Source organism: Membranihabitans maritimus, assembly GCF_021729145.1.
GTDB lineage: Bacteria > Bacteroidota > Bacteroidia > Chitinophagales > Saprospiraceae > Membranihabitans > Membranihabitans maritimus.
Genome location: NZ_JAJSLW010000039.1, coordinates 1 through 9,499, shown reverse-complemented (window position 1 = coordinate 9,499; position 9,499 = coordinate 1). Strand labels below are relative to the sequence as shown.

At 38.6% G+C, this 9,499-nt stretch carries 4 protein-coding genes, 2 tRNA genes and 1 rRNA gene; 5 read left to right on the top strand and 2 right to left on the bottom strand.

The window, feature by feature from the left end; translation table 11 throughout:
- The 3 genes from LVD47_RS23040 to LVD47_RS23030 form a co-directional block, all read left to right on the top strand.
- A 16S ribosomal RNA gene (locus LVD47_RS23040) occupies window positions 1-71 on the top strand; the annotation flags it as partial.
- Window positions 72-557: 486 nt separating this feature from the next.
- A tRNA-Ile gene (locus LVD47_RS23035) sits at window positions 558-631 on the top strand.
- Window positions 632-635: 4 nt separating this feature from the next.
- Window positions 636-709, top strand: a tRNA-Ala gene (locus LVD47_RS23030).
- Window positions 710-1,142: 433 nt separating this feature from the next.
- On the opposite strand, the gene LVD47_RS23025 is transcribed toward LVD47_RS23030, so the two are convergent.
- Entirely contained in the window at window positions 1,143-2,066 is a 924-nt protein-coding gene (locus LVD47_RS23025) for an AraC family transcriptional regulator (RefSeq protein ID WP_236981028.1), read from the bottom strand.
- A gap of 240 nt (window positions 2,067-2,306) precedes the next feature.
- Between LVD47_RS23025 and LVD47_RS23020 the strand changes: the two genes are divergently transcribed.
- Both LVD47_RS23020 and LVD47_RS23015 read left to right on the top strand, forming a co-directional pair.
- Entirely contained in the window at window positions 2,307-3,830 is a 1,524-nt protein-coding gene (locus LVD47_RS23020; protein ID WP_236981026.1) for an aldehyde dehydrogenase family protein, read from the top strand.
- Between the two features lie 488 nt (window positions 3,831-4,318).
- Window positions 4,319-4,705, top strand: a complete 387-nt coding sequence (locus LVD47_RS23015; RefSeq protein ID WP_236981025.1) for a DUF779 domain-containing protein — start codon at window positions 4,319-4,321, stop codon at window positions 4,703-4,705.
- 819 nt (window positions 4,706-5,524) lie between these two features.
- Here LVD47_RS23015 and LVD47_RS23010 read toward each other — a convergent pair.
- Window positions 5,525-9,499 (bottom strand): T9SS type A sorting domain-containing protein (locus LVD47_RS23010; protein WP_236981024.1); only part of this gene is annotated, 3,975 nt, incomplete at its 5' end.

The window sequence follows — 9,499 nt, the reverse complement described above, 5'->3', positions numbered from 1 at the left end:
TAAGACCGGTAACTGGGGCTAAGTCGTAACAAGGTAGCCGTACCGGAAGGTGCGGCTGGAATACCTCTTTTTCGAGTCACGTCAATTTATTTGACTATGCTGCATGGGCAGCTTTACTCAAAATATTTTTTATTCCACTTAATCTGGTTTCTTCCTTTTTTCAATAGAACTCTTTTTATTTTTTGGTTAGTTATTTTCCAAAAAATTTTAGAGTTAAAGTAATTTACAAATCATACAAAGGATGATTTGTTTAATTTGATATACTGAAATCCCGTAACTACTGGCAGTAATACTTGATGAATTTTTTCTCATTTCCCTTATATGTTTGGGTGAAGAGATTCATTGTACGGGATATTTTTATAGTCCCGTAGCTTCCCGCAGATGTGCGGGATTAGAGCGCTACACTGCCCCGATAGCTATCGGGGGTAGAGGTCGGCAGCGGGGTGAATTATAAAATATAGTCCCGTAGCTTCCCGCAGATATGCGGGATTAGAGCGCTACACTGCCCCGATAGCTATCGGGGGTAGAGGTCGGCAGCGGGGTGAATTATAAAATATAGTCCCGTAGCTCAGCTGGTTAGAGCGCTACACTGATAATGTAGAGGTCGGCAGTTCAAGTCTGCCCGGGACTACTTTGGGGGATTAGCTCAGCTGGCTAGAGCGCTAGATTTGCATTCTAGAGGTCATCGGTTCGACTCCGATATCCTCCACAATAGAAGGTCATTTGGTAAAGATAATTTACGAAATGGCCTTTTTTTATTTCTTCTGCTCTGTTTGTGATGAAAAACAAAGGCAAATTAGGTCATCCTTTTACTTTTTTTATATTTCGATTTTCTTTCTACCTGTTATTCCATTGCCTATTATATAGCAGACCTAATGTTTATGGAATGAAATAATATCGGTGATATACTGCCTTCCATAACTATTGTCAATGTATGTTGGTAGTACAAATCTTCATTAGCCAACCTGTAAAACAATATCAATGGGATTTTACGATTACTACAATATTTTGTTGATAGGAATTCAACAGCTTTTTAATAGCAGTGTTTTACAAGATACCTGTGTCCGGGAGATTCTCAGTTCGACGATAATGTACTATACAATATGCGTTCATTTCAGACAAATGATTTAGGAAATACATTTTTAGTATGCTGTATCGTGTGGCTTTCTTTGGCGATATTGTTGGGGCGTCATTTGTTTGTATCGCTTGAACATAGAAGTAAAGTGACTGTAATTATTGAAACCGCATTCGAAATAGATTTCTTTTAATTGTTTCATAGGATGATCTCGCATAAGTGAAACGGCTAAATCAATTCTTGCCTTATTAATATATTCGGTGGGACTTATTCCAAATTCGGTTTTGAAACATCTATAAAAATGGGAGTTGCTCATACACGCCTTGTGACTTAATTGGTCGATTTCAATATGTTGGGAGAGATTGTTTTTGATATAATCTATCGCAGTAGATAGTTGCGGATTTTTATTAGAATTGGTAAGTACTGATAGGGATTGCAGTGACCGGGTTTGTAACAGTCTAATAATTAATTCTTGTAGCATCAGGTCCACAAAAAAATCTTTTTCGGGATGTTCTTCTGCGAATAAAAACATTAATCGGTTAATTATTTGTTGTAAAGCCAATGAATTCGAAAAATGAAAATTGGTAAAATCGTATTTGATTTCATTTAATTGATCCTTATATCGGTTTTCATTTAAACGGTCGATGACACTGTAAAACTTTGATTTTTCAATGGTCAATGCTGTACATTGCGTAGGCATATCCTCTGTAGCATCGGGAAATTCTATGTTCATTATTTCTTCTGCAGGCATTATGAGCGATTCTCCTGGCAGGAAGTTAAATACATCATAGTCCTTTACGCGCATAATTTTTCTTCCCTTGATCATGCTTGCTATGACCGGATCACTAAATTCAAGATTGACATTACTGACTTTTGTTCCAGTTTCAAAAATATTTAATTCTGCACAGTTAACAGTATACGATGTCCTGTTTTCTATTAGGGTTTGTATTGCTTTTTTTTCGTGATACGGCTTAGGAAGAATTATAGACATTTTGAATGTATTTAGATATGCCAAATAAAAGATTAGTTAATATACTGAATTATCTGTGTATTGTCATGTTTGGTCAGCATTTGCGGTATAATTGATATTATTCTTATAACGAATGATAGAATACTATATTTTTTTTACTGAATTGATTAATAATTTTGGTTGTTAGCCTACTGGTAGGTTATGATGCTCCGGCACAAAATATGGGTGAATTATTATTTTGTAAAGTAAATAAAATATAAAATGGAAACATTAATTTCTGACAATCAAAAGGTACTGGCTAAGCCTGATTTTAAAGACCATTATGAGAATTTTATCGGAGGCAAGTGGGTGGCTCCGGTACGAGGTGAATATTTTGATGATATTTCTCCGGTTGACGGGAAAGCGTTTACAAAGATACCCCGGTCTACTTCGGAAGACATTGATAAAGCTGTAGAAGCAGCATGGGTTGCAGCCAAGAAATGGAACAGGACTTCAGCTGCTGAACGAAGCAATGTATTATTGAAAATTGCTGATGCTATCGAAGAAAATGCAGAAATCCTGGCCAGGGTAGAAACCTGGGATAATGGAAAACCTATACGGGAAACATCTAATGCTGATATTCCACTTGTTATAGACCATTTTAGATATTTTGCTGGTGTTATCAGGGCAGAAGAAGGAACGGCAACGGAGTTGGATTCTTACACTTTATCAATGAATATTAAAGAACCATTAGGAGTGGTGGGACAAATAATTCCCTGGAACTTTCCTATTCTAATGGCTACCTGGAAATTGGCGCCGGCATTGGCGGCTGGTAATTGTGTAGTATTGAAACCGGCCGAACAAACTCCGGTAGGCATTTTGATTTTGATGGAGATCTTAGAGAATATACTACCGGAAGGAGTGGTTAATATCGTAAATGGTTTTGGCGCAGAAGCCGGTAAACCTCTGGCTTCACATCCCGATATTCGAAAAGTAGCGTTTACTGGTGAAACGACCACTGGGCAACTGATAATGCAGTACGCATCAAAAAATATTATACCGGTAACCCTTGAGTTGGGAGGAAAGTCCCCCAATGTGTTCTTTGCCAATGTAATGGATAAAGACGATGAATATTGGGATAAATGCCTCGAAGGTGCAGCTATGTTTGCATTCAATCAAGGAGAGGTATGTACCTGTCCTTCCAGAATATTGGTTCAGGAGAGTATTGCAAATGATTTTTTGGAGCAACTGGTAGATCGGGTTGAAAAGATAAAAATTGGTCATCCCCTGGATCCTGATACTATGATGGGGGCACAGGCATCAAGCGACCAATATGAAAAAATTCTCAATTATATTGAAATCGGTAAAGAAGAAGGATGTGAAGTGCTCACTGGCGGAAAAGCAGCGGTGGTTGATGGATTGTCAGGTGGCTATTATATCCAACCAACGATTTTTGAAGGAAATAATAAAATGCGGGTTTTTCAGGAAGAAATATTTGGTCCTGTGGTTTGTGTTACAACTTTCAAAGATGAAACAGAGGCCATCGCAATAGCTAATGATACCCTTTATGGGTTAGGAGCAGGGGTCTGGACTCGAGATACCCATCAGGCCTATCAAATAAGTCGTGAGATTGAAGCAGGTAGGGTTTGGGTGAATTGTTACCATATGTATCCTGCACATGCACCTTTTGGGGGGTACAAAAAGTCTGGTATCGGAAGAGAAACACACAAAATGATGTTGGATCATTACCGGCAAAATAAGAATATGTTGATATCATACGACAAAAACGCAATGGGATTCTTTTAATAAAATCCTGAACTCAATTCGTAGAGTGACATTTAAGTAAACATAATTGTATGTGAATAGCCAAATTGAATTAGATTGGCAGTGTTCATTTTAATTGAGTGGCCGGAAACCCATTTTCCTGCCACTTTTTTTAACAAACAGAATTGCATGATTATGAAGAGTTCTGATCACTTGAAAAGTGCCATTCAACCAGGAAAGATAAGTCTCTATTGAATTCTTTTAAGTAGTTATAGAAAGAAGGTCGCTGCTTTCAATAAGCCCTGAAATTTTTTAATTCGAATGAGCTAGTAAACTTGATGAAGGAAGGTCGCTGTGCCTTGTTTCCGATTCCTCACTGTACCCGGAAGATAGTATGGAAAGGGTCCGGGAATAACCTGGGTAACCAAAGAGAGGCTACCCCGGAGGATGGAGTAAAACTTGTACATTCACTTTCACCCTATTGAAAAACATCAACGATTCGCCCGATGCAGGTAGTAAATAATTAATGTATGAAGACACGAAAAGTAATTATAACGGACAGAGCCCTAAGAATTGTCAGGCAGATTGAAAAGAACCATGGGCCTGTTATTTTCCATCAAAGTGGTGGCTGCTGTGATGGATCATCTCCCATGTGTTTGCCTAAAGGTGATTTTATGATTGATGACAACGATGAATTTTTGGGAGATTTGGAAGGAGTTCCCTTTTACATGTCCAAATTCCAGTACAATTACTGGAAACACACGCAATTGACGATTGATGTAGTGGAGGGGAGGGGATCGAGTTTTTCACTTGAAATTCCTATGGGCTTGCGGTTTGTAGTGAAATCCAGATTGTTTACTGATGAAGAAATTAAATCACTGGAATCTGAGAAGGCAAATAAGGAGAATAATTATTAGCTACCATTCCAATTTACTTTTGCAAGCAGATGTAAAGCTACTTTTCCCTTTCCTTCACCGAAGTTCCCTAATTCTTGTAATTTCAAAGGTAAATAAATGCCGAAATGATGTCATAGGCGAAACAAAATCAACGCTGGGTATTTTTTTTGGCTAAAGAATAACAGCCCCTTTTTGACAAAGTTTTTTGTTTTTCAACGAAAAACGATCAAATATACTGCCCTACTCTCGGTGTATTTGTTGAAATCATTTCAACTAAGAAATATACACTCTCTTTGATCTCACCTGATCGTATAATCTTCTTCAATAATCCAGGAAATAAATTTTTCACTTTCCATTAAATTTCTGGCTGTAGCGTTTGTTCTCTAAGCTGTTGTCAAGTAGGGTAATTGAGGAAAAGCTACAACTTGTGTTTAACTGTAATTGAGAATATATAATTATTTCAAACTTCCGTTTGATGGGGGAATTGTACCTTTGAAAGAGTGTAAATATTGAACACGGGGTACAACATCAGTGTAAATTATTACTCATTTTGATGGGTACTGATCCTACCGGATTGCTTGGATGATGAAAATATGATGATTACTTTGAAAAAGTATTTCTAATTGACTACATATGAAGAATCATCAAAATCAAAAATAAAAAGAAAGTTACACTGTGAAGATCTGAAAATGAACCTTCACAATAGAAAGCATAGGTCCGGGTAATTATAAGCCTCTATTGTCATTTTTCGTTCCAGACCGTATACTTTACAAAAAAAAGTCCCCTCCAAATAAAATTTGAAGGAGACTAACCCTATAAAGAAACAATATAAACAACTTTCTACCTGGTAATAATCAGCCTTTGGTTTTTGGTCATAGATTCACTATTCAATTGCAACGTGTAAGGACCTGCTGGCCAATCAGAAGTATTGATAGTGACGTTTTGAATACCTTTACCCAATTCTTTCCCATATTCCCGGTGGAATATTTGCTGTCCGAGCATATTAAATACTCTAATGGATGCAGGGACATATTCCTGACCTGCGTCAAAGTTCACATTTACATACGACTCTGCAGGATTGGGAAATACAACAAAATATGGCTGAGTCATTGCACGGGATTCCAACTCAATGGTTTTAGTCGCCGTGTGCTGCATTTTATCAGTAACTGTCAGTTTTGCCCTGGAAATTGGTTTCATATCTGTTGTGCTGAGATAATCCGATCTTTGATCAGATGTACGCCAATTTCGTTCTCCTAATAATTGATATTCCCATCGGAATTGATAAGGTCTTTGGCCTCCAATCACCCGAGAATAAATTCGTTGATGGCTTAGTAGCAGGCTTACCTGGGGTTCGCTATCTGTAACTACAACATAAAAACTATCTGTTGCAAGGTTCATGCAATTATCAAAGATCTCGTAAGTATAAACATGGGCCAGACTACTATCTATTTCCTTATCCGTTATGGTTAATTGACTGGAATCAATACCACAATTATCAAATACTTCCAAATTCATTTCATACCCTTCCCACGATTCATATTCATTAGAAGTCATATACAATGTATCGTTTAGTACTGTGAGAATAGGTGCCACTGTATCAGGACGTATTAAGACCGTTTGATATGCTGATATCATTTGACCACAAGTATCAGTAGCGGTCCAGGTTCTGATAAACCTGTAATCTTCGTCACATCTCAATCCAATTGTATCATCGCTGTAAGTAACCGCAATGGTATCGCAAGTGGATTTGATCACAGGTGTTCCAAATTCTACGTCCTCCTCACAATCTACTACCTTGGTGGAGGGTTTGTCAACGAATGCCATTAAATGATCTTGTCCGGGAGCCAAAACAGCTATGTACTGCTTGACAGTGTCACTAGTGCCACAGATATCCCTCGCAATCCACGTATGAATTATATAGTATCCATCTCCATTGTTGCAATTAGCAGTATCTGAAGCTGTAAATGAAACCGTTTTCTCCACTGTGATTTCGCTACACATATTATTAGTCCAAACAGGCTCAATATCCGGAATGGTATCACCACATCTGATAATCGTATCTGCAGGTGCAAAGGTCAAGACGGGACCAATTGAATCTCCAAGAACTTGTATCGTTTGAGATATTTCACTCATGTTATCACAATCATCAAATGCTCTCCAGGTACGTATTATAGTGTATCCCTCAGCACAGGTTCCGTCTTTGCGAACATCATTGACGAGTATTTCTATATTTTCATCAGATGTACAATTATCAGTAGCTGAAAATTCATCAAAGAATACATTTTCTGCACAGGAAACGATTTTATTTTCCGGAGTATGGTCAAATACCGGTCCGCTGGTATCCCTTTGAATATACTTTTCGGATAGAACCGATATATTGCCACAAGAATCGGTTGCTGTCCACTTTCTATCGATTATTAATTGGCAATGCTCTCCTTCAATATTTTCACTGAATTCAACCTGTACATCTTTCGTGCAATTATCTGAAACAATCGGAGTAGTAGCAGCCGGTATAGAATCATTACAGTTTAATAAAACTACGGTATCCCGGCGATCGAATGTTGGACTGGTTATATCAGGTGTTAGAACAATCTTCTGGATAAATGTAGACCTATTACCACAAGCATCTTCCGCAGTCCAGGTTCTTTGAATAAATCCTTCACATCCCTCAATTTGATCATCATCTTCAAATGTCAATGAAGATACTTTTACATTGTCTGTTACAACCGGTTCCGTAAATTCGGCAACTTCTCCACATTGGATTGCGATTTCAGATTCTATATCAGTAAACTGGGGAGCTGAATTGTCCTCAAAAGTTATCTTTTGATAAGCAGTATCTGCATTCCCGCAGTTGTCTGACGCTATCCAGGTTTTTTGAATAGTCAATTCACATGTGGAATGGTCTAATGTATCTACCGTCAAATCCATCTCAATCTCTTCATCTTCACAATTAGTAACCACCATTGGTTCATTGTCTGCAAGTGTGTCCCCAAATTCCAATGTGACATCCATAGGAACAAAGGAGAAAAATATTTGACTTTCATTGGTGAAATATATCATTTGCGTAAATAGAGTTGAATTTCCACACGCATCTGTTACAGTCCAGTTCCTCATTCCCATTCGATTACAATCTCCTTTGGAAACGGTAGTTTCTACAGAAATTTCCACAGGTTGTCCTGAATTGTCTGTTGCTTCCAGTTGATAATCCGGGATATCAGAATCACATGGGAGTACCAGGTCCGCCGGTGGATTAGTAATTACAGGTCCTTCTGTGTCGCCTTCTATTTCAATAGTCTGAGATGTCATCGCAGATAATCCCTGATCACTAACTGCTTCCCAGGTTCTTGTATAGGTGTACCCATCACAATCATTTCCGGATACAACGTCTTCTCCAATTACCTGAATAGAGATATTTCCGCATGAAGAATTAACGGTCGGCGCATCAAATGTAGGCTCTGAACCAAATGGTAGGGTTTTGTCCTCAGGAATATTAGTAAATACCGGCATAGAACCATTAATAGTAATAGTTTGTGAAGCCGTACTTGCGTTTCCACAATGATCTGAAGCAGTCCAGGTCCTGCGTATTGCTGATCCTGCCTCTGTTTGGATTATTTCGTCTTCATGCGTCAAGTAAACTTTATCACTGCATGCATCTTCTACCACTGGTTTTCCGAAAATTACCGGATCATTGCATCCTATCGTTTTATCTTCAGGAACACTTATGAAATCAGGCGGCATCCGGTCTAATGCGAACATATGAATAGTATAAGTACTCTTATTGCCGAATTCATCCGTAACATACCACCAGCACACTATTTCCTTCAATGCATTGGTTCCGTTTTCGCAATTGAAATAATTAACGTAGTCATCCATATGGATTTTATAATTCTGTGGACAGTTTTTGCATTCATTTACTACTTCAAAATCATCCGGACTAAAATATACTGGTTTATTACATTCAAAATACATAGTATCTCCATCTTCAAGACCCGCTAATAATGGATGTACAGGTTTGAGTATAGGTGGGTTGTCGTCTTTAATAATAATTATTTGTGATGCAATGGCAACATTCCCACAATCATCAGTTACGGTCCATGTCCTTTTGTGTCTGCAACCTTCCCCTGGTATGAAGTATTGAGTCCTTACATCTATATCCAGGTTATTATCACAGTTATCCCGTATGACTGGGCGGTCAAATATGGCTCCAGCATCACAATCAATTATTTTCTCCGGGTTAACGGCGATAACAGGCGGTTCATTGTCCTCCATAGTAATAGTCCTACTTGCTGAGATGGTTCTATTACAACCATCCGTAAAACTCCATCTCTCGACAAATATACGTGGGCATATAGCACTTATACCTCTTGTTTCTACTTGAGCAGCAAGATTATTACCATTCAATTCCTCTATTGTACTTGTTACTACACCACTTATTGCGCATGCTCCTTCCATCCCATTATCGTACGTAAGTTGCGTACTCTGGGGAATTCCTTCTGAACAATCTATGGTAATATTTTCTACCTCATCAAATTCTGGTTCAGGGGCCGGATTTACGGTAATGGTTCTGGAACCGTTGATGGTTCGGTTACATTCGTCGGTAAAGGTCCAGGATTCGGTATAGGACCCACCGCATTCATCGTGCGAGCCGGAGATGGTAGACATGACCTGTCCGGAGATGGTACAACTACCGGTTGCACTATTGAAATAAGCAATCATTTGCCCTGTGGGCGGTGCTTCGCTGCATTCAATGGTTTCGTCCTGGGGTTCATTGGTAAAGGAAGCTTCGGGGGCCGGATTTACGGTAATGGTTCTGGA